General features: G+C 35.6%; 19 protein-coding genes. 7 read left to right on the top strand and 12 right to left on the bottom strand.

Going from position 1 to position 20,331, the window contains the following annotated elements:
- Positions 1–4 precede the first annotated feature (4 nt).
- A complete protein-coding gene (locus AC0VXV_RS07770) occupies positions 5–1,993 on the bottom strand; it encodes a methyl-accepting chemotaxis protein (protein ID WP_475531030.1) in 1,989 nt (662 codons plus the stop codon).
- A 752-nt stretch (positions 1,994–2,745) separates the two neighbouring features.
- Between AC0VXV_RS07770 and AC0VXV_RS07765 the strand changes: the two genes are divergently transcribed.
- Positions 2,746–4,587, top strand: a complete 1,842-nt coding sequence (locus AC0VXV_RS07765; RefSeq protein ID WP_475531029.1) for a sensor domain-containing protein — start codon at positions 2,746–2,748, stop codon at positions 4,585–4,587.
- Positions 4,588–5,165: 578 nt separating this feature from the next.
- On the opposite strand, the gene AC0VXV_RS07760 is transcribed toward AC0VXV_RS07765, so the two are convergent.
- The 4 genes from AC0VXV_RS07760 to AC0VXV_RS07745 form a co-directional block, all read right to left on the bottom strand.
- Positions 5,166–5,747: a hypothetical protein gene (locus AC0VXV_RS07760; protein ID WP_475531028.1), complete on the bottom strand. Its 582-nt coding sequence runs from the start codon at positions 5,745–5,747 to the stop codon at positions 5,166–5,168.
- Positions 5,748–6,373: 626 nt separating this feature from the next.
- On the bottom strand, positions 6,374–6,559 hold the full coding sequence (locus AC0VXV_RS07755; protein ID WP_475531027.1) for a hypothetical protein: 186 nt from the start codon (positions 6,557–6,559) through the stop codon (positions 6,374–6,376).
- Between the two features lie 14 nt (positions 6,560–6,573).
- Positions 6,574–6,741, bottom strand: a complete 168-nt coding sequence (locus AC0VXV_RS07750; protein ID WP_475531026.1) for a YvrJ family protein — start codon at positions 6,739–6,741, stop codon at positions 6,574–6,576.
- Positions 6,734–7,285 (bottom strand): sigma factor-like helix-turn-helix DNA-binding protein, encoded by a 552-nt coding sequence (locus tag AC0VXV_RS07745; RefSeq protein WP_475531025.1) that lies wholly within the window; start codon positions 7,283–7,285, stop codon positions 6,734–6,736. Before AC0VXV_RS07745 ends, AC0VXV_RS07750 begins: the two co-directional genes overlap by 8 nt.
- A 440-nt stretch (positions 7,286–7,725) precedes the next feature.
- On the opposite strand from AC0VXV_RS07745, the gene AC0VXV_RS07740 reads away from it, so the two are divergent.
- Positions 7,726–8,583, top strand: a complete 858-nt coding sequence (locus tag AC0VXV_RS07740) for an XRE family transcriptional regulator (protein WP_475531024.1) — start codon at positions 7,726–7,728, stop codon at positions 8,581–8,583.
- 239 nt (positions 8,584–8,822) lie between these two features.
- Here AC0VXV_RS07740 and AC0VXV_RS07735 read toward each other — a convergent pair whose 3' ends face one another.
- From AC0VXV_RS07735 to AC0VXV_RS07725, 3 genes are all read right to left on the bottom strand, one after another.
- Positions 8,823–9,818 carry a diguanylate cyclase domain-containing protein gene (locus AC0VXV_RS07735; protein ID WP_475531023.1) on the bottom strand — a complete coding sequence of 332 codons (996 nt, stop codon included), beginning with the start codon at positions 9,816–9,818 and terminating at the stop codon, positions 8,823–8,825.
- A gap of 164 nt (positions 9,819–9,982) precedes the next feature.
- Positions 9,983–10,648 (bottom strand): metal-dependent hydrolase, encoded by a 666-nt coding sequence (locus tag AC0VXV_RS07730; protein ID WP_475531022.1) that lies wholly within the window; start codon positions 10,646–10,648, stop codon positions 9,983–9,985.
- 174 nt (positions 10,649–10,822) lie between these two features.
- Positions 10,823–11,995 (bottom strand): MDR family MFS transporter, encoded by a 1,173-nt coding sequence (locus AC0VXV_RS07725; protein ID WP_475531021.1) that lies wholly within the window; start codon positions 11,993–11,995, stop codon positions 10,823–10,825.
- Positions 11,996–12,150: 155 nt separating this feature from the next.
- On the opposite strand from AC0VXV_RS07725, the gene AC0VXV_RS07720 reads away from it, so the two are divergent.
- Both AC0VXV_RS07720 and AC0VXV_RS07715 read left to right on the top strand, forming a co-directional pair.
- Positions 12,151–13,398: an MFS transporter gene (locus tag AC0VXV_RS07720; RefSeq protein WP_475531020.1), complete on the top strand. Its 1,248-nt coding sequence runs from the start codon at positions 12,151–12,153 to the stop codon at positions 13,396–13,398.
- 4 nt (positions 13,399–13,402) lie between these two features.
- On the top strand, positions 13,403–14,689 hold the full coding sequence (locus AC0VXV_RS07715; protein WP_475531019.1) for an alkaline phosphatase family protein: 1,287 nt from the start codon (positions 13,403–13,405) through the stop codon (positions 14,687–14,689).
- A 124-nt stretch (positions 14,690–14,813) separates the two neighbouring features.
- Here AC0VXV_RS07715 and AC0VXV_RS07710 read toward each other — a convergent pair whose 3' ends face one another.
- The 4 genes from AC0VXV_RS07710 to AC0VXV_RS07695 form a co-directional block, all read right to left on the bottom strand.
- Positions 14,814–15,215, bottom strand: coding sequence for a hypothetical protein (locus AC0VXV_RS07710; protein ID WP_475531018.1), 402 nt, complete (start codon positions 15,213–15,215; stop codon positions 14,814–14,816).
- Between the two features lie 29 nt (positions 15,216–15,244).
- Entirely contained in the window at positions 15,245–15,622 is a 378-nt protein-coding gene (locus AC0VXV_RS07705; RefSeq protein WP_475531017.1) for a peptidylprolyl isomerase, read from the bottom strand.
- Positions 15,623–15,651: 29 nt separating this feature from the next.
- Positions 15,652–16,299: a DNA alkylation repair protein gene (locus tag AC0VXV_RS07700; protein ID WP_475531016.1), complete on the bottom strand. Its 648-nt coding sequence runs from the start codon at positions 16,297–16,299 to the stop codon at positions 15,652–15,654.
- A 101-nt stretch (positions 16,300–16,400) separates the two neighbouring features.
- Positions 16,401–17,033: a hypothetical protein gene (locus AC0VXV_RS07695; protein WP_475531015.1), complete on the bottom strand. Its 633-nt coding sequence runs from the start codon at positions 17,031–17,033 to the stop codon at positions 16,401–16,403.
- A 183-nt stretch (positions 17,034–17,216) separates the two neighbouring features.
- On the opposite strand from AC0VXV_RS07695, the gene AC0VXV_RS07690 reads away from it, so the two are divergent.
- From AC0VXV_RS07690 to AC0VXV_RS07680, 3 genes are read left to right on the top strand one after another with little or no spacing between them, the layout of a single operon-like run.
- Complete coding sequence (locus AC0VXV_RS07690; protein WP_475531014.1) at positions 17,217–18,125, top strand: DoxX-like family protein; 909 nt, start codon at positions 17,217–17,219, stop codon at positions 18,123–18,125.
- A 1-nt stretch (position 18,126) separates the two neighbouring features.
- Complete coding sequence (locus AC0VXV_RS07685; RefSeq protein WP_475531013.1) at positions 18,127–18,735, top strand: DUF4166 domain-containing protein; 609 nt, start codon at positions 18,127–18,129, stop codon at positions 18,733–18,735.
- Entirely contained in the window at positions 18,704–20,263 is a 1,560-nt protein-coding gene (locus AC0VXV_RS07680) for a YndJ family protein (protein ID WP_475531012.1), read from the top strand. Before AC0VXV_RS07685 ends, AC0VXV_RS07680 begins: the two co-directional genes overlap by 32 nt.
- Positions 20,264–20,331: the final 68 nt, after the last annotated feature.

The raw sequence follows: 20,331 nt of genomic DNA, 5'->3' as shown, positions 1-20,331 counted from the left end.
TCTTCTAAACTTTAAAACGGTTAACGGCAACTGCTAAATCAGCGCTTAACTGATTTAATTCCTGAGATGCCTCCGCTACCGATTGAATTGCGTGTAATTGATCATCTGTAGCCGCGCTAACTTCTTCGCATGCTGCAGCCGAATTTTGAGAGTTCATAGACATTTCCTCAATTGTTTTAATAACACGGTCTTTATATTTATCAACACTTTCAATTTCAGCGTGAACCGCAATAAAGGATTCATTCACATGATCAATTAATTCCGTGAGCTGTGCGAACATTTCGTTCGTTTTATTAACCACTTCATTTGATTCATTAAATGATTCTTTCATTTTATTCATGGGTACAATTACTTGATTCGAATAATTTTGAAGTTCAGTAATCGTCATTTTTACGGTTTCCGTAGCATTAGCTGATTGTTCGGCCAACTTACGGACTTCTTCTGCTACTACTGCGAATCCTTTACCATGTTCACCAGCACGCGCGGCTTCAATGGAAGCATTTAAAGCTAATAAATTCGTTTGAGCGGAAATAGATGAAATTGTATCCATAATGGAACTAATTGAAATCGTCTGGGCTTCAAGCTTGGAAAGGACATGTGTCATTTCTTCTAGTTCTAGCTGGTTTCCTGAGAAGCTTTGTAATAATTCCTCCATATGCTTGCGTCCTTCTTGATTAAGGGTAGCAGCCTCACTAGTAGATTCTTCAACCTTGCTAGATAAAGATTTCATATTTTCAATTTTATCGCCTAGGCTTGCTGATTGTTCTGTTACAATATCGGCTTGTTCCGAGGTACTAACTGTGCTTATAGCAATTTCCCCGACTGATTTCGAAACTTGTATAGAAGAAGCACTCGTCTCTTCTGCCATTGCACTTAAATGTTGTGAACGCTCATCAACTTGATCAGCTGAAGTTTTCACAACACCAATAATTTTTTTCATTTCGCCAATCATCGAATTAAAATGGTGCGCCAACCGACCAATTTCATCCTTTGCCTTGACATCAATATGAACCGTTAAGTCCCCTTCTGCTACATTCCCCATTAGTGTACCAAGTTTATAAAGAGGTTTGATAACACGCGAAATAAAGATGAATAGCACAATAAAAGTAATGGCTAAAATCGCAATCGTAATTAAGATAATTATATCTCTAATTTCATTGGCTGTTTTATTCAGATTTGACTGTTCATACTGTGCTGCCACGGTCCAATCAACACCCGGTATATGATTGGAAATAATAATTGAATCAACACCATTGATGGATTCATTTAAAATCATAGGGTCTTTCTTCTGTAACAACTTCTCAATATAACTATTTTCCGATAAATCTTCACCAGCTAAATCCGGATGAGCAATTGCCAATCCCGTACTATCAAATATCATGCCAAATCCATTATAACCAAGATCCATAGCAGCAACCATTTGTGTTAAGTCCGTTAGCAAAATATCCGATGCCAGAACACCTACAACCTCATTGCCGACTTTAATACCCGTTACACCTGTAATCGTGAATTCTCCTGTTGCAGCATCTAGATATGGCTCGGTCCAACTGACAACATCAGGATTCTCCATGCCTAGTGTATACCAAGGCCTTGTCGTCGCATTAATATCTTTTACCTCATCAAAGTGTGGCTCATACATGACCCCTTCTGCGTTTGCTGTATAAATACCTGATGTATTAGAAAATGTACCTAAATACGTTTGAAAATCTTTTCGTAATTGAGAATCCGCATCATCAAATAAGGCGGTATTATTTTCATAATAGTTTTCGATTTCATCCGATTGGGCAATCATTTGTAATGACCGTCCGAAATTGTCGAGAACGGTTTGTACATTAGTCGAAAGTTGTTGGACGATGGTTTCACTCTGATTTATTACAGTTTCCTCTGTTTTACTGGAAATAATGACGGTACTCACCGTTGCTAATGTACCAAAACCTACAATAGCGATGAGAATAACAATTCCAATAATCTTCCATTTTACTGATAAATTCATTTTATACTCCTTAATAAATTTAATTTAATTACTGACATAATTAATCTGAAAATTTTATAATTATATTAGTTTTAAATACTTTAACTGATATTTATATAGATTGCGATAGTTTTTTTAATAAAACAAAAATTAGAAATTACTCCTTATGTTTTATTTAGAACCCATCTGAAAAAATATGTTTCAGGACTTGGGCTCTGTACTAAGGGACTTAAGAAAGAAAAGAACGCCTTTTAATTAATTAGTCGAAAAGATTCCTTTTCACTTAATTCTTTAATAGCAAAATAATGATTTTGCACGCAAGCGTTCATAATGACATAGAAACATTACACTATTGTAGTGTTTTTGCCTTCTAATCAAACGGTTAGAAGGTTTTTTCTTCTCCTAATAAGAAAAGAAAACATTCTTTAAGAATGAAGGTAAAAAGAAGTAGAGTGAATTTTCGTTTAGTAAGAAAAATGGGAATGTAGCAATAATTTATTAAAATACCATTTACATAATTTGAAAATAAACTATAATATAGGAAATGGGAAAATATATCTATATCAAAGTAAATTCCCTATATACATAGGTACATTTTTAGGGGGAAATATTTATAGTAATAGTTTGCAAAAGAGAAAAATAGGGATATTTTGTATAATTTCCCCTTTGTCCCCATTAATGATTTAATTTAATGTTCTTGAAAATTAGATTTTTTGAATGATTAGATTTGTTTTAAAAATAATAATTAATTGAGTTATAGAGGGAGGAAAAAAATGATGAAATATACGTGGAGGTTAGCTCTTACTGCCATACTTGTAATAGCCAATTTTTTTATATTTTCAAATTTAGAATTAGGTCAAAGCACTACCCTCTCTATTATAGTTTTTAGCACAAACGTTATTATTGGATGGATGCTTGGAAATCAACTTGATAAATTTGTTGCTTCTAAAAAAGAATTGGGTTCTACTAAGACAACCTTAGTTGACTATACATTTGCGTTAGATTTTGTATCACTTGGTATCGGTATTACAAATGAAAAAGGAGAGTTTGAATTTGTAAATAAAGCTCATCAAGACCTATATGGATATAATCTAAAAGAATTTCTAACTAAAAGTTGGATGGATTGCTACCCTCCAGAAACGGTTGAACAACTAAAGAATGAAGCCATTACCCAGTTACGTAAATATGGAAAATGGCAAGGAGAGGCAAAAGGGGTAAGGAAGGACGGATCAATATTTCCCCAAGAGCTGCTCATTTCTAATATTGAGGGATCCAAGAAAGTGATATGTGTAATACGCGATATAACGGAACAACAGCAATACCTCAATTATTTAGAACATATAGCGGAACATAATGATTTAACAAAGTTGCCTAATCGAAGGAAGCTATTATCAGATTTAGATAATACTAAAAATGAGTCAATCGAGACTTGCATACTATTTATCGACTTAGATCGTTTCAAAATAGTGAATGATACACTTGGTCATAACTATGGTGACAAATTATTAATCAGTGTTGCTGAAAGGCTATTAGGTATACAAAATGAACATATTAAAATTTACCATCTTGGAGGAGATGAGTTTATTGTTATTGTACGAAATGGTGAGTATGGTTATACCGAATCCCTAGCTATTGAGATTATAAACATCTTAAAAAAACCATATTCATTTTTTGAAAAAGAAGTATCCATAACTTGTAGTATAGGAATAAGTAGCAAATCTGAACATGGAAATAACTATGAAAAATTAATTGAGTTGGCCGATATTGCAATGTATCATGCCAAAATGGAAGGTAAAAATACTTATAAGTTTTTTAATGAGGATATTAGAAAACAGCTTGAAAGAAATTTATTAATCGAAAATGAATTAAGAAGAGCGATTTCTAATGGTGAATTCTTTATTAATTATCAACCTAAATGTTATTTAGCTGATTCATCCTTAATAGGGTTAGAGGCCCTTGCTAGATGGAACAATCCACTGCTAGGAATAGTTTCACCTGTTGAATTTATTCCAATTGCTGAAGAAACAGGCTTAATTAGTGACATTGGAAATTGGGTTATTAATGAAGTTCTTTATCAAATGAATCAATGGCAATCTAGCGGATATCCTTTAGTTAAAGTATCTGTTAATGTTTCACAAAGGCAATTTAAAGAAAATGAGCTGGTCGATTATATTGAGAAATGTTTAACAACCCATAATATTGTACCTCAACATTTTGAAATTGAGATTACAGAAAGTTTAATTGCGGATTTTGATCTTATTATTCCTCAATTAACTTCTCTCAAAAATATGGGGGTTGGTATTTCTATAGATGATTTTGGTACTGGCTACTCATCACTCAATTTTATTAATTTATTACCGGTCGATACTCTGAAAATTGATCAATCATTTATCAGGGGTTTATTATGTAATAGAAAAAATAACCTATTGGTAAAAACGATTATCGATATCGGCAATAACCTGCAACTGAAAGTGGTTGCAGAAGGGATTGAAACAGATGAGCAACTTAAGGAACTGATCAACTTAAACTGTCATTTTGGACAAGGGTATCTCTTTAGTAAACCATTAGCTGCAGACAAAATCGAGTCAATTTTATTAAAGAAATTAAAGGTATAGTTATAAGAAAAGACAGTTGGACAATCCTCCTCACTGTTTCTTAATGTATCAACTGCTGACAGCGTTATTGCGTTAAAGCAGCTAAATCCTCTTGAACTTAATTATAAAAATCAATCTTTATCCAGCATCTTCTACAAATAGCAATGCAGAAGTAGATATGATTTCGAGGAGTAAATATTATTATCAACATTTTTATCTGGAGGTTACGCCAAGCTGACCTGGTACATCGATGGCATCACCGCACTTCAGCGGGACTACGGCTATCCTTATCAATAAAGCAGAAAAGAATTTGGGAGTAAGCTTACTGAACCAGAACTTTTTGCTCAACTGTTGAAGAACACTCGTACCTTAAACATTGTAGCTATGCGGAACTATATGTATGCCAGGTATGTTATGAGGATACGCTTCGTATGGTATCCGTAGTAGATCATTATATATTGCAACAACATATGATGTCGCTTCAAAATTTGCCACTTAGTTGTTGAGTTATGAAGAAATTAGGCATTTTAGCCAAACCCGTACACCTTTTTATAAATTTACATCTATTCTCATGAATTATTTATTGCATTTTAGTGCATTTAATTATAAGCCTGATCATCATCCGTTACTGGCGCTGTAGTGTCTTCTGTTACATCTTCCGCTGGGTCCTCTTCTGATACCGGTGTTTCTGATTCTTCAGTTTCACCTTCCTCGGCCTGATCATCATCAGGTACTGGTGCTTCCGGTTCTTCCGTTACATCTTCAGCTCGATCATCATCAACTGCTGGGGCATCTACTGTTACATCATCTTCAGTCGCCGATGACTCCGGCACTTCTGCTACACCATCTTCAACAACATCATTCGTAGTATCATTGATATTATCGTTATCTTCTAATTCATCCGTAGTTTCGGTTTTTTGCTGGGCAACTTGGCTGACAAGCTTCCCTTTTTCAGGGGAACCTGGTAGACTCTTTGCAAATTCAGACACTTTCTGACCATGATTTTTTGCGTGTTCAATAATTTCCGGATTAACATCCTTTGCATCCAATTCCGCTGCAGAAATAGGTGCACCAGCCGCTAAAAATGATGCAGCTATAAATGATGTTGACATTACTAGTGGCGCTACTTTCTTAGAAAAATTTTTATTTGCTGTTTTAGAGTCCATTTGTTTTTTATTCATTACTTAATCGCTCCTAATTCGTATTTTGCACTTTGTACTGATAGGATGAAATTTTCTCTGATCCCGGTATTGATCGTTTCACCTCTGATTGAACCGAGTAAAATGATTCCTCAATTTTTTGGCAGCACCATCTACTGCCTATCTAGAATACAACAAAATTATATTACGATATTGTTTTACTCTGATTAAAAGAGTTGATGCCTCTGTTACGAATTTTTCGAATTTTGCAACATGCGAAATAATTTATTCAGCCAAAATCAAGTTATTTTAATAAAATGATTACGCTTTCATATTTGTACTCTAGGATATTTCATGTAATTTCCTTTACTGGATAACTTGTTGAATTTATTTTACATATATCACGAAACAGTAAAAATTGTCTGAACAATAAAGACATTTTTCTCCCTATTATTACCGATAAAAATTTTATAGTTAGAAAAGCTTCCAAATAGTAGAGATTATCCGGCAAAACAACTTATTTATTATGTATCAGGCATTTTAACAATTTTGTAATACCAGGGGGTTTCTTTACAACATCCAAGCCAACATAAATTAAAAAGGCATTTTAATAATCCAAAGATGCAACTAACTCCTTAGATATCAAAATGCCTCGCCAACTATTCTATTCATTTAAACAATCCTTTTGGTTGTACAAAAACCGTATTTTTTAAAGTTTTAATGGTAACTTCATAAAGGTGCTGCTTAAGGTCATCCCGATTTTCCATTCTCGTTTGCTGTGAAGAATAAGAAATGATAGGTTCAATTCTATTTAATACTTGAATAATTTCATTTGGATCAAATTGCTCGACCATAGTTAACCTCCCCTCTATTTTTTATTCCTTTCATGGTTTGTCTTAGTGAGGTCGTTCGATAATAAGTCAATTGAATTTCGCAATGAATCAATTTTGCCTTCGAATCTCATTAATAAATAAATCGCAATGGTAATTGGAAATCCGAAATTCCCTAATATTTGAAAAAGTTGGCCCTCAATCATTCCCCTCCCTCCCTTCTCTTAATATATTTATTGATTTATGAATCATCTTAGAAATAGCTTGTTGTGATACATTGTAAATCTTCGCAATTTCCTTCTCAGTTAACTCGTTTACATACCGATAATACAAAACTTGTTTTTGCTTAGTATTTAAACGTTTTAGCAAAGTTATTAACATTTCATCACTCAACAAGCTCTCTAAGTCATTCTCAAAAATGCTTTCAAATTGTATAAAAGAATTTTCATCTTGTACTGTGTCTACCATTGCCAGGCTTTCATTAATAGGTGCATCCAAATTTAATTCATATTTTTTATTGTACTCTCTTACCTTTGAATCAAATTTTCTGGATTCATATATAATTGCTTTTTTTATATAGGCGATCCGTATAATCAGTTTTTCAAAATATTTAAATTGTTCATTTAAAGAATCCGCATTAGTACTTGTTGGCTCCTGTAAGTACGCATTATACAGTTTGTTATATTCTTCAATCTCTAAAAACCTTTTAAACACATTACTATTCACGACATCAGGATTTAAAATCTTCATTCGTCATACCCCTTATCTTTTTAGTCATAAAACATGAACCTCTGTTCGTTTTTAATTAAAAAGATCGAATAGAATGCTTATCCCTTACTATATATAGGGGAATTTCTAAAGAATAATACAACCAAAAAATAAAGTTATAGGGATATTAAAATTACTTTTAACGATTGTAATCTCCAAAATATACGATACATTAGACTATTAAAGAGGAGCACCAGACTTAGGAGTTGGAATCTTATTACGACTGGTGCCACCAATTTTTTTCACCAAATGTTACTGTTACTGTGAAAATATCTTTTTATCCTCCACCAATTCCTACTATCCATAAATCCAGAGCGATAATAATTAATTCAATCATTTTCTCACCCCCCTTTTTTACTTATTTTACATAAATTACACTCTCCCAACTTATAATATTAGTAAATGAATATTTGGAGGGTATTATGAATAATTACGGGAAAACATTAAAAAAAATTAGAGTTGGCAAAGGATTTTCACAGAAATATGTATCCAGCAATATTTGTACACAAGGTAATTTCTCCAAATTTGAACTAGGGGAAAATAAAGATATTAAACATTCAACCTTAAGTGAATTTCTAGTACGAATAGAAACTTCATATGAAGAATTTAGATATATTGATAATGGTTATACCATGCCTTTAAGGGATGAAATTATTAACAATTTTTATAATCAATCATATAATAATTCGGAAAATTTATTGCAATTACAGAGGAGTTGTATTTCATACTTAAAGGAATTTCCGGAGGATAAACTTATTAATAAAATATTTATCATTATAAAAAGTTTAACAATATTAGCCAACACTAACAACATTCATAATGCGAAATTACTTGCCGAGCCCATTTGGACGGAATTATCCCGCAGAGACAATTTGTACTTGTCCGATATCTTTTTACTAAATTCTATACTTTATATTTTTCCAATTGAAACAGCTGTCGAAATGAAAAAATTCGCTTTTCGGCATATTGAAAAATATAAAAACTTCCAAAATATAAACCGTATAAAAATAAACTTTTTAATTAATCTATCTTTGTTATATCTAAAAAATCGGGATTATAATTTGGCTTTAAAACAATTAGAAAACTCAATCGAACTATGTAAAATAGAAAAACTTTTTATTAATCTGTCCATATGTTATATACGTAAAGGTATTTGTTTAAATAATTTGGGTCATTGCGGATTATATTGGCAAAATAAAGGGATGAATATGTTGGAAGTTTTAGACGAGATCGATTTGCTATCTATTTTAAAGGCAGAAGTCGCAAATTACTCAAATTAATTTAGTTTTAAAATGAGGAATGAAATTAGTTGTTTGGAGTGAAGGCGTCGAGTGCAATTGCTGGATTCGCCTATCGTTGCAGAGCGTAGCGGAATCAGAGAAGTATCTTAGATTATCCATCTTTGGCAACGCTATTTCGTATTGGCAACGTGTCCTAGCGTCCTCCGTTACGGAGATCGACGGCTAAGAAGCAGACCCAAAATAAAGCCGTTCAAATTTGAACGGCTTTTGATTTAGTATTAGTTGGTTGTATCGTCCAGCAAATCTTTAAATTCTTTCTCTTTATACATCGCTCGATCGGCTTCTTTAATCATCTTGTCTAAATTTGCATCTAAAACTCCCGTCGAATAGTACGATCCAATACTTGCCGAGACATTAATTATATGTTGATCTAAAATCATTGGTTTCTCAAGTACAGATTTTATTCTTTCAGTAATTTTTTTTACTATCGGCTGATTAATATTAGCCGTTAATATGACAAATTCATCTCCACCTAACCGGCAAAGTAAGTCCGTCTCTCTCAATACCCCATCTATCCTTAAAACAATAATCTGCAATAATTGATCCCCAACTTCATGGCCATATGTATCATTTATTTTTTTGAAGCCGTTCATATCAAGGAACAATAATGCAACTGAGTCGACATTTTCATGCTTCATCAAATCAAACTTTTCCTTAAGCATTAAACGGTTTGCGGCTCCGGTTAAAGGATCGTGGTAAGCTAAGTCCTGTAACTTGTCGTTGGCCTCCCTCACTTTAAGAATGAAAACAATGAGGAAAATGGTAATAAATATTCCAAACAGTACTAAATAAATAAAGTCTTCCTTTATGACGTTCGGAAAAATTTCATCGTGAAGGTAAAAAAATGAATAGAATGTAAGAATAATCGACGCGACCCCTGCCATCAAAACGGCTTTTATCTGTTGATAAATGGCACTTAACGGAAGTGCGAGCCACATGAAGAAATAATTTACTAAATACGGTGATTCGTTAAGCAGGTAATAAAAATAAATATACATACTGCCGATCATTACATACATTGTAAATTTTTCGTTCACTTTTTTTTGAATCAGCAATATTATGATGAGCCCAAATACTCCAAAAAAGATTGCTGGAGGAAATATACTCGCTATTCCTTCAATGAAAATATTAATTATAATTTGTGTAAAATAAAAAATACTTATTAATAGAAGCAATAATGAATTTCTGCGATGAATTTCTGCGATGCATTTCAATGATATTTCACCTTCCTCTAACATCCGTATTGGGCAAAAAAAATTATAATAACTTAATTTATTATAGCTTATGGCAGATTTCGATGCAGTTGAATAATAATTAACTAAAAAAGAAAAGATCTCCCGACAGTTTATTGAAACTGATGAAAGACCTCTCCTAAAATCTATATTCTTATTTTAAATACTTTATTCGTAAGCGGGGCAAGGAATTTAACCCCTTTTTTCGTCATCATATCGCCTAAAATATGAGATAAATAAGCCATAGTTGATATAATCGCTAAATTTTCCGCGCCCGTACTTACTTCCAGCAGCTGGGACATGTATGCCCAAAAGACCACTGCCCAAATTGTATGTGTTAACCCCCGATGCGGGAACCATCCAGCTGCACCTATGTATACTGCAAACAGTACGAGCCACCACAGCTCATCTGTAATCGCATAATACAGAAGGAATAAACTTAAAATCGTCATTAAAATGTTTTTCAACGTTTCCTGACTTCTCATGGACAATGCGATAATAATGGCGCCCAATGCTAAAAACAGCAGTTTATTCTGTTGGGTAAACCATTCACCATCCAAAAAAGGCAAAAGATTCATGTAGGCTGCCAAGGACAGAATCATTATGATTCCGCCGGCCATTTGTCCACCCTTTTTTATTTGTTTCGCCGTTTTCGTTACATGTTTATTCAACAGATTGTTTCCGTCCAGATCTGGAGCAAGCGAAGCCACAGCGGATACAGCTAAAATGACCGGGATCATTTCAGGTGCTTGACTCACAGATGCCACTGCCCCGATTCCTAAACCGATTGTTAAATGTGTTCGACCTTTCATGTTGTCACCTCTTTGTTGTAAAGTCTTCTAACGGAATTTACCGCGAACTTCTTACGTATTCAAATTGTTCATTGTACTTAACGAAGTTCTATTAATCAAGTTTTTTCATTATAGGAACCTGCTTCACTTTATGAGTAGCCCTTTTGTTTTATTACTTACCGATAATCCAACATTTCAAGTCAGCTTTTGAGCGCGGTTATATATAAAAATACTGCAAAGCATGATTAATGAAATAATCGCAAACATATAATCTATATAAACCGTTAACAGCCAGCCACCGATAATGGGTCCGATAAACCCTCCTATATTTTTAAACTGTGATGCACCAAGATACGTCCCTTTCTGATCCTCAGGTGCAATCTCCTCAATAACTGCATTCATCATCGGGAAACAGAAAATCTCACCGACCGAAAACACAATCATACTCGCAATGAACATCCAAGAACTATCGGAAACACCAAACAGAAATAATCCAACCGCAAAAATGACGACGCCGATTTTCAGCGAACTGTAAATTGAAATTTTTTCACTGAAAACAGTTAAAGGCAGCTGAAAAGCCAGTACTGTAATGGAATTTGCGACGATCACATAGGAAAAGAGCTTCACCCCATCCTCCACATTCATGTTAATGAATTGCGGAAGTGTCGAGTTGAACTGGGAATAACCGACTGTAATCAATATACCTCCCGCGATAAACAGCAACAGTTTTTGGTCATGGATAACCGCTTGTAGTACTGTTCGGATTTGCTGTTTTGAACTAAGTCTTTTTTGCTTCATTTCATAGCGATTTAACACGACGAGTAAAAATATGCCATACAACGCATACATTATGCCGGTAATCATAAACGGTGTCGCTGGGCTTGATAAGCTAGCGACCCATACACCGAGTAATGGACCCATAACAGCCGCAATATTAATGGCCGTGTAGCGTACGGAAAATAACCGTCTTTTTTTTGCATCTTCCGTAAAATCAATCATCAGCGCTTGAGTACCCGGTTCAAAAAATGAACGGCATAGCCCATTCAGCGCATTTAACACGACAAAGTAAACAGCTGAAGAAGCTAACGCAAACCCAGCGAATGTAAGGCTCCATATTAAGACCGTAATAATAATAACCGCTTTTCGACCGAAACGATCGGTTAAATAGCCGCCGATTAATCCGCCGAATGTTGAAAATAGAGGGGCAATCCCAATTGTAACCCCGATTAATAAAGGCGAAGCTTGAAGTTCATTATGTAAATATAAAGCTAAAAACGGGATTGCCATAAAGCTCGCAGTCCGTACAAAAACTGTCCCACTTAATATAATCCATACAAGTGGATGAAAATAGTTAAAAATCCTTGTCATAGCTCGCCTCCTGTAAATTTTTAGAGATAACTTCCATTATACAGAGTTTGCGTAAAGAATATTTCTTTAATATGAAATTTCTGTATGGTTTTACTTATCAATTTCAAGATAATGGTATAATGACTGAAAATAGTAGGTTGGGAGGTTTTATGTAAGTGAAGCTGACAAAAGAAGAAAAGTCCTGGATTTTATACGACTGCGGGAATTCTGCTTATTCCATTGCAATCACTACCGCCCTTTTCCCTATTGTCTTTGGGATGTTTCAAGGTGTGAACAACATGGATTTAGGCTATTTCAATTCACTCGCAAGTATACTTGTCGCCGTTCTTAGTCCTATTTTAGGAGCCTTTGCTGATTATAAGGACAAGAAAAAACGTTTCTTCACATTTTTTGCGTTCGTCGGAATTATTTCTACTCTTTCCTTTACATTTATTTCACCGGATAGTGGGCAATGGCAGCTCTTAATCATCATGTACATTCTTTCATGTATCGGTTTTGCCGGCGCCAATATTTTCTATGATTCTTTCTTAGTCGATGTAACGACAGATGAGAAAATGGATAAAGTATCATCTTCCGGCTTTGCTTTCGGCTATATTTCAAGTGTCATTCCATTTGGGATTAGTTTAGTCGTCATCTTAATTATGGGGATGGATGCAGCGATCGGTTATCAAATCGGATTTTGTATTACCGCGCTATGGTGGGGATTACTGACGATTCCGATGATTAAAGACGTCAAACAGCGTCACTATATAGAACCCGAACCAAATCCGATCGGCAATAGTTTCAAACGATTAGGTCAAACCTTTTTAAATATTAAAGACTATAAAATAGTATTCATGTTTTTAATCGCTTATTTCTGCTATATCGATGGTGTAGATACAATTATAAAAATGGTTGTTCCGTACGCGACAAGTGTTTTAGGCTCCGACGGGCTAAATACCTTTATGCTTTTGGCCATTCTACTCGTTATTCAAATTGTAGCGTTTCCTTTTGCCCTGCTTTATGGATCACTGGCAAAAAAATATTCTACACGGGCTTTAATTATTGTCGGGATTACAACTTATGTCATTGCCTGTATCGCAGCATTTTTCATTTCGGAAATGTGGCATATTTTTATTTTAGGCATTATGATTGGGTCTGCTCAAGGCGGGATTCAGGCACTCAGCCGTTCCTATTACGGAAAAATTATTCCGAAAGAACGCTCCAATGAATTTTTCGGGTTCTATAATATTTTCGGTAAATTTGCTGCGATTATCGGTCCTTTTTTAATGGCGCTTACAACAACAATGACCGGTGATGCCAGATATAGTATTTTATCAATTATCCCTCTATTCATAATCGGGCTCATTGTCTTTTTAATGCTGCCAAAAGATGCGCATAAACAAACTAAATTAGCAGGGTGATCTAATGCAGAAAATAAGTAATTATGTAATTGTCGTTTCGTATGATGCCTTTTCTAAAGATAATTGGGAAAGTGCTGCATCGAAACCGAATTTAGCAAAACTGATTGAACGAGGGGCATCCACAAATTTATTAAAAAGTGTGTACCCTACCCTCACCTATGTCATACACAGTTCGTATGTGACAGGTGTCTATCCAAACCGGCATGGGGTTTTCCATAATAATCCGTTCCAGCCGTTCGTGCCTGAAAACGATCAAAACTGGCACTGGTTCCGCAGTGATATCCAAGCTCCGACTGTATATGAAGCAGCAAGAAAAAAAGGACTCACAACAGCCGGTCTTTTATGGCCCGTATCAGGAAAAGCCGATATTAACTTTAATATCCCTGAAATAAAAGCGGTCAAAAATGAAAACCAGGCATTAAAAATATTGAAAAGCGGCAGTAAATTGTTTACGATGCAGATGGAAATGAAGTACGGAAAAGTTCGGCAAGGGATTCAGCAGCCTTATTTAGATGACTTCACAACTCTATGTGCAGTAGATACGATTAAAAAGAAAAAGCCGAACCTACTTTTAATGCACTTAATTGACCTCGATGATACGAAGCATTTACATGGAACAAAAGGACCTCATATTGAAGAAGTCATTGAACGGATGGATCGCCGGATTGGAGAACTCGTCCAGGCGACAAAAGATGCGGATATTTATGCAGAAACGACTTTTATGATCGTCGGAGACCATAGTCAGCTTGATGTTCAGTACAAAGTGTATTTGAATCGGATTTTATACGAAGAAGGTCTTATTTATGAGGAAAACGGAAAATGGCAATGGCGCGCATATGTTCAAGGTGCAGGTGGAGCCGCTTATTTACATGTACAGCCAGGTGATGCGGAAGCAGAACAAATAGCCCTTACCATTTTACAGGATGCTGTACGGAAAGAATCTTACGGAATCGAAGCCATTATATATACTCAGGAATTGCAGGAGTTTCATGTAGCTAGTCAGTTCCGCTATATGATTGAAGCGAAAGAAGGCTATGCGTTTGAAGACGACCATTTACAGGAGGCTGTTGTAGACTTACATGCACTCGGCAAAAAGTATGCGACACACGGCTACTCCCCAAACAAACCCCATTATACGAGCAACCTGATTATTTCCGGCAATGGTGTTATAGCCGGTTCTGACATTGGTGAAGCTTGTGTCATTGATATCGGTCCGACAATTGCGCATATTTTAGATTTGGACTTTGGTAATACAGATGGCAGAGCTTTGACTGAAATTTTTAAGCAATAATATTGCCACTTAACCCCTCTATTAAAAAAATTTATATAGAAAATCCCTTTTGATTGCTTAAACTCAAAAGGGATTTTTATTTCATAGTTATAGTTTTGATTTATAAAGGCTCTAACACGAAAATTTAATGTTTTTCCTTTACTTCTTTATATATCTCTAAAGCTTTTTCATAAATATCATTATTTGCATGGATTTGATAATTTCCAGAACTATCTCCCAGATGGAAAATCCCCTTATCATCGATCACAAAAGCCCCTGATATTTGGTCATTATAAATAAAATGGACCGTTACCGCCTTATCATAATCAATTTCCTCGTTTGTCTGTCCACTATCTTCAATTTGATTGTAAGCCTTCACAAGTGACTGGACCGTTTTTTTATCTACTTTGTTATAGCCCTCATACAAGCTCTGTCCAAAACCGATATCGAAGTAATCCGCTCTAATTTGATGAAGAGGATTACTATTAAATCCCCTTACAATAAAAAATGAAATTAGTATAACAAACACTACTAATAATTTCTTCAAAATTTCCTCCATCAAACCTAACCGTCTTTTTAAAAACCTGTGGAATTACCTATAGGTGTATCTTGGCCGTTTATTTTTACATTAATTGTGTCATATTTTGCATCACCACGAGTAATTTTATAGACATATTGTTTTAACTCGCTATTATCTTCGTTTTCGGTATCCAATTTTACATCTAATATGTTTTCTCTCTCTTCAAGTTCAGCTGTTACTGATCCGGCAGATTGAAATATAATATACTTCACATCGCTTTTACTGTCATTAACCAGCTGCAATGTGTAATCGGCATCAATACTCTCTTGTACTTTTGGAGGAATTTTTTTCACTTCCGTAATATTCAATTCCGATGAGCTACAAGCCACAAATATTATTGCTGAAACTAACATTAACGATAATAGTTTTCTCAAGTTAAGTCCCCTTCCTTAATTAGACCTCGTTATAGTCTTTTGTTAACTTCCATCGCAATAAACTCCGGTAAATAGCTGGGCGTACAGCCTTTTGCTACTTTCTCGTCTTTGTAAAGACCTATATTCTTACCAAGTTCAATACAACGTGCACGATACTTTTCATCGTATACACCGATCCAGCCTGCCGTAAGATTCATAGCCCATTGAACTTCCGGTTCTTCTTTGCTAATATTCGCTTCTATTTTATAAAGCAATTCTGCTGTATTATCAGGCGGTGTTTGTCCCGTCCATCTTAGTCGTGCCTGATAATACCAGAAAGCTCGCCTTTGAAGAGCAGATCCGCTGTTTTCCCATGACTCCATCAATGAAATTGTTTTCTTGCCTTTCATGAGCTGATTTGCCATTAACCAATCCATTAAATTATTTCGCTCATCAAAAGGGTGTGTCTGCATATCTTGATCAAGTTTATTTAGCACCTCTTGTGAAAGAAGTTTTTTATCCATAATTAAAATTGCCAATAATCTTGGCAAATACGCCTCAGTTGACCACAATACCATTGCCAATTCATGATCTTTTTTTATATCTTTGGCAATTTTGCGTAAGTCGCCTAGCTTAGTTTGACTATTAATCAAAAATAGGACATTTTCTGCTTTTGAAGACCGATTGATTTCACTCATTTTATATAGCTCCTTTACTAAAGAATGGTTTCTTATTAAAAAGAACCAAACATATTGTTTCTATTCAATATGTTTGGTTCAGAGAATTTAAATTATCACGTTTATGAATTCTTTTTCGGAAATAATGTATACGATAATGTAATTACAAAATCAATGGCAAGAATAAGCAGCCATACCTGACTGAATTTATTGATTCCTTCATTGTCAAAAGGGAATTTACTGTTCTCACCATCGAACCACATTCCGAATAAATCTTTAAGGGGCGTTAGCTGCAAACTATCTGAAAACCCGACTGCAATAACAAATCCGATGTGAACCAGGACAAAAACTACGAAATGCCCCGCAAATTGCTTCCATTCTTGTAATGCATAAGCCTTACCATACAGTTTAACAGGTTGGAGTGATTCATCCATCGGCTCTCCGCGTCTTTTAGCCACCCACCTTTTAATAAAGGCATCGAGTTTTTTAAAGTCAGATTTTCCGAATGTCATCGCGTATACAATAATGATGACGATGATAATTTGATAAATCGAAAATTCACCTGTTCGCTGATAATCGAGATAAGCCAAAAGTGCAATCCATAAATCATTCACAATAAAAATTACAAAAACGAATAAACTCAGCTTTTTCAGCTGAAACCAGTAGCGCAAGAGCAAAAAAGCAATCGCACATACCCAGAAAACAACTTCTGCTGTAATAAGGAAAAACCACTTATTATCTAAAATAAAGTCCATTACTTCCTCCCTTAAAATCGGTTACTTGATCTATCCATTCTTATAATACTTGATAATGTAAGAGATTAACATTTATTCTGCAAATTCATTCACTTTAAATTCTGACTAATCACAGAAGAAATATTAAGGTATGATGAATGAGTAGAATACATTTTTTAAATTTTGATAGAGGAGCTGAATGTCTTGAAGAAAAAGCCGATTTATGTGGAAACCGTAATAGACAGCTCGATTGAAGAAGTATGGCATTATACACAGCAGCCCGATCTGCATGAACAATGGGATTTACGTTTTACATCCATCACCTACAATGAAAAACAGCATGAGGACGCGCCTCAAACTTTTACATATACAACTAAAATAATGCCAGGCCTGTCAGTAGCAGGTTGGGGTGAAAGTAAAGGAACACATGAGAAAGCAAGTGGTGTTAAAACCTCATCTCTCCATTTCGGGACACCGCAACTGATTTCCCCGATCAAGGAAGGTCGCGGCTATTGGCAGTATATTCCGAATGGCGACCATGTAACCTTTCTGACCCAGTATGATTACGACGCCCGGTTCGGTCGAATAGGACAATTATTCGATCTGCTGTTCCGCCCTGTTATCGGTTGGGCAACTGCACTTAGTTTTAATGTACTGGCAAGATGGATTGAAATCGGAGAAAAACCGGCTACCCAATACCGGCGATTTTTCAGCTATTATTTACTCTGCTTCCTGTTCAGTTTTACATGGTTCTACCAAGGTCTCATTCCGAAAGTGTTGATAAAGCATCCGCTTGAAATTGATATGCTAATGAAATTGTCACCGCTAACGTTTGGTCAAGCATCATCGGTCATTATTTGGGTAGGTATTTTGGAAATAATCATCGGAATACTTTTTTTGATACCGAAATTGCAACCGCTGCTGATAAAGGCACAAATTTTATTTTTCCCATTGCTGACATTAAGCGCAATTATTGCTGCACCTTCAGTTGCAACCGCCCCATTTAATGTCGTTACATTTAACATTGGTTTATGGATTGCTTCAATTATTGCTCTACTGCTGACAAAGGAATTACCGACAGCAAGATTCTGCAAACGAAAAAGAGGTGTTTAATATGATTTACGAAACATTGCTGGTCAAAGACTTTCACAGGCTGCATCCAAAACTGCAGGAAAGATACCGCCTTCCATTTGGCCAGCCATTTCATGCACAAGGAACAATGCAAGTCATTCATTCCGGACCACGTTTTTTACGACCGATGTATCAATTTTTTACGAAAACAAACTTCCTTTTTCCTGAGTACGGCGAGGAAATCCCTTTTACAATAACGAATACCGCAAGAATGAACAATGAAAAGGAAGCCGAAGTCTATTGGGAGCGTACATTCCATTTTCCACTGGCAACACGCAAGTTCAATGCGACGATGACAGTCGATTTGGAACGGCAAATCGTAAAAGATTATTTAGGTGATCCGGCATTGTTCTACTCCGAATTAAAAATGGATGTTACAAAGGACGGTTCCTTAATGATACGTTCCGCAGATCAGCGTGCCGTAATCGGTCAGAAAGAAGTTGGCTTGCCAAAGAAACTGACAGGCCGAGTTGTTGTAACGGAAGGTTATAATGATGTTCTGGATGTGTATACGGTTCATGTCTCCATTTATAATGATTTCATTGGAAGGATGATGATGTATGCTGGTCAATTTACGCCATGTGCTCAGTAGACCTTTAACAATCTTTGGCCTTGTTTGCATGGCTTGGCTTCTATTATTTAACGAACCAACATCTATGTATTATTATTTGTCGCTAGCTCAACTTATCTTTGTACCAGTCATGCTGGAACAGTTAGTTTTGCTGAAAAATTGGCAAAGATTCATTATTGCAACCGGTCAGTTTGCAGTTACAATACTGTATTTTACACAAAACGATTTCCTCATCCTGCTTTGTGTACTAACTTATTTACTAAGTACGCTAATTGTTGCCTTCCATGGGATTAACCGTTTTTTAAGAAGAGGCTTTGTCAATACAGCTGAAATGATGATAGATATTGGTCTAATTTATATTATGATGGGTGGACTGTGGTTTTTGGCATTCCATCTGCAACTGAATACAGGGTTCAGTCCGATTATTACATGGCTTACCGCTATTCATTTTCATTATTCCGCCTTTCTACTATGCATTACAGTCGGTTTGATCGGGCGTCTTCATATGACCCGTTATTTCAAGTTTTGCTGTGCGGTCATCGCAGCAGGACCAATGCTGGTGGCAGTCGGGATCACTTTTTCAAGAATCGTTGAAATCATTTCGGTTAGCTTATATGTACTCGCCATTTTCAGCATTAGCTTTTTTGTAATGAAATGGCCATTGCCGCGTGTGCAGCGTTTCTTCATTCGCCTGGCATTTCTGACATTATGCTTTACAATTATTTGGTCGTTTTTATACGCATACAGCAATTTATCAGGAATGAATCTTGTAGATATTCCGGATATGCTGGACTTCCATGGTCTTTTAAATTGTATAGGATTTGGTATCTCTGTAGTGATCGCATGGAGCTTATTGCTGCCACCGTCAAGGCATCACAACTATACATTCCCACTAAGTAAAATTCGCGGGCGATTTTCACCAACAAACAAACCGGCAAGTGGATTGGTCGATGATATGGCGTCTTATGTTAATAAAGAAGAGATTCCTGAATTAGTTAGTGAGTTTTATGAACGTACTACACAATTTAAATTAAAAGCGTCTGTTCAATGGACTACATGGTTTAAACCTTTTGCTTTTGTGTATCAGTTCATTAGCAGGAAAATGGGACAATTGAATTTACCGTTCTCTTCAAAAACGATTGTGATGGACGGTGAAATTTGGCAAGTTGATCCGCAAAATGACGGCCGAGAAAAACCGCGCGTTTGGCAAAGGTCCATCAATGGTGAGCCGGTATTTAATGCGATTTACTCGAAGCATCATGATGCTTCCAAGACCTATATGAATATTGCTTTGCCTCTGCCCTTCTCTTCAATGCACGGTATACTGCAGCTATCTGTAAAAGATCGCGCACTTTACTTAACAAGTGATGGACAAGGCGATGCCGGTACGTATTTGGCAATCGGTTCTTATATATTCAGACTGCCGTTACATGAGTATTTTGTGATTGAGGAACAACAAGGAACCCTTATCGCAACCCATCAAATGACACTGTTTGGTATGAAGTTTTTACATATTGATTACTACATACAGAAAAAAACTACTAGTTAAGATACAGCAAAAAAGCTACCATTTCCTAAAAAAGAAAATGGTAGCTTTACTTTATAATGCCTTATTCA

It is taken from the genome of Solibacillus sp. iso_87, from assembly GCF_056173085.1.
Note: the sequence above shows the minus strand (reverse complement) of the source record. Positions and strands in the feature narration are given on the sequence as shown.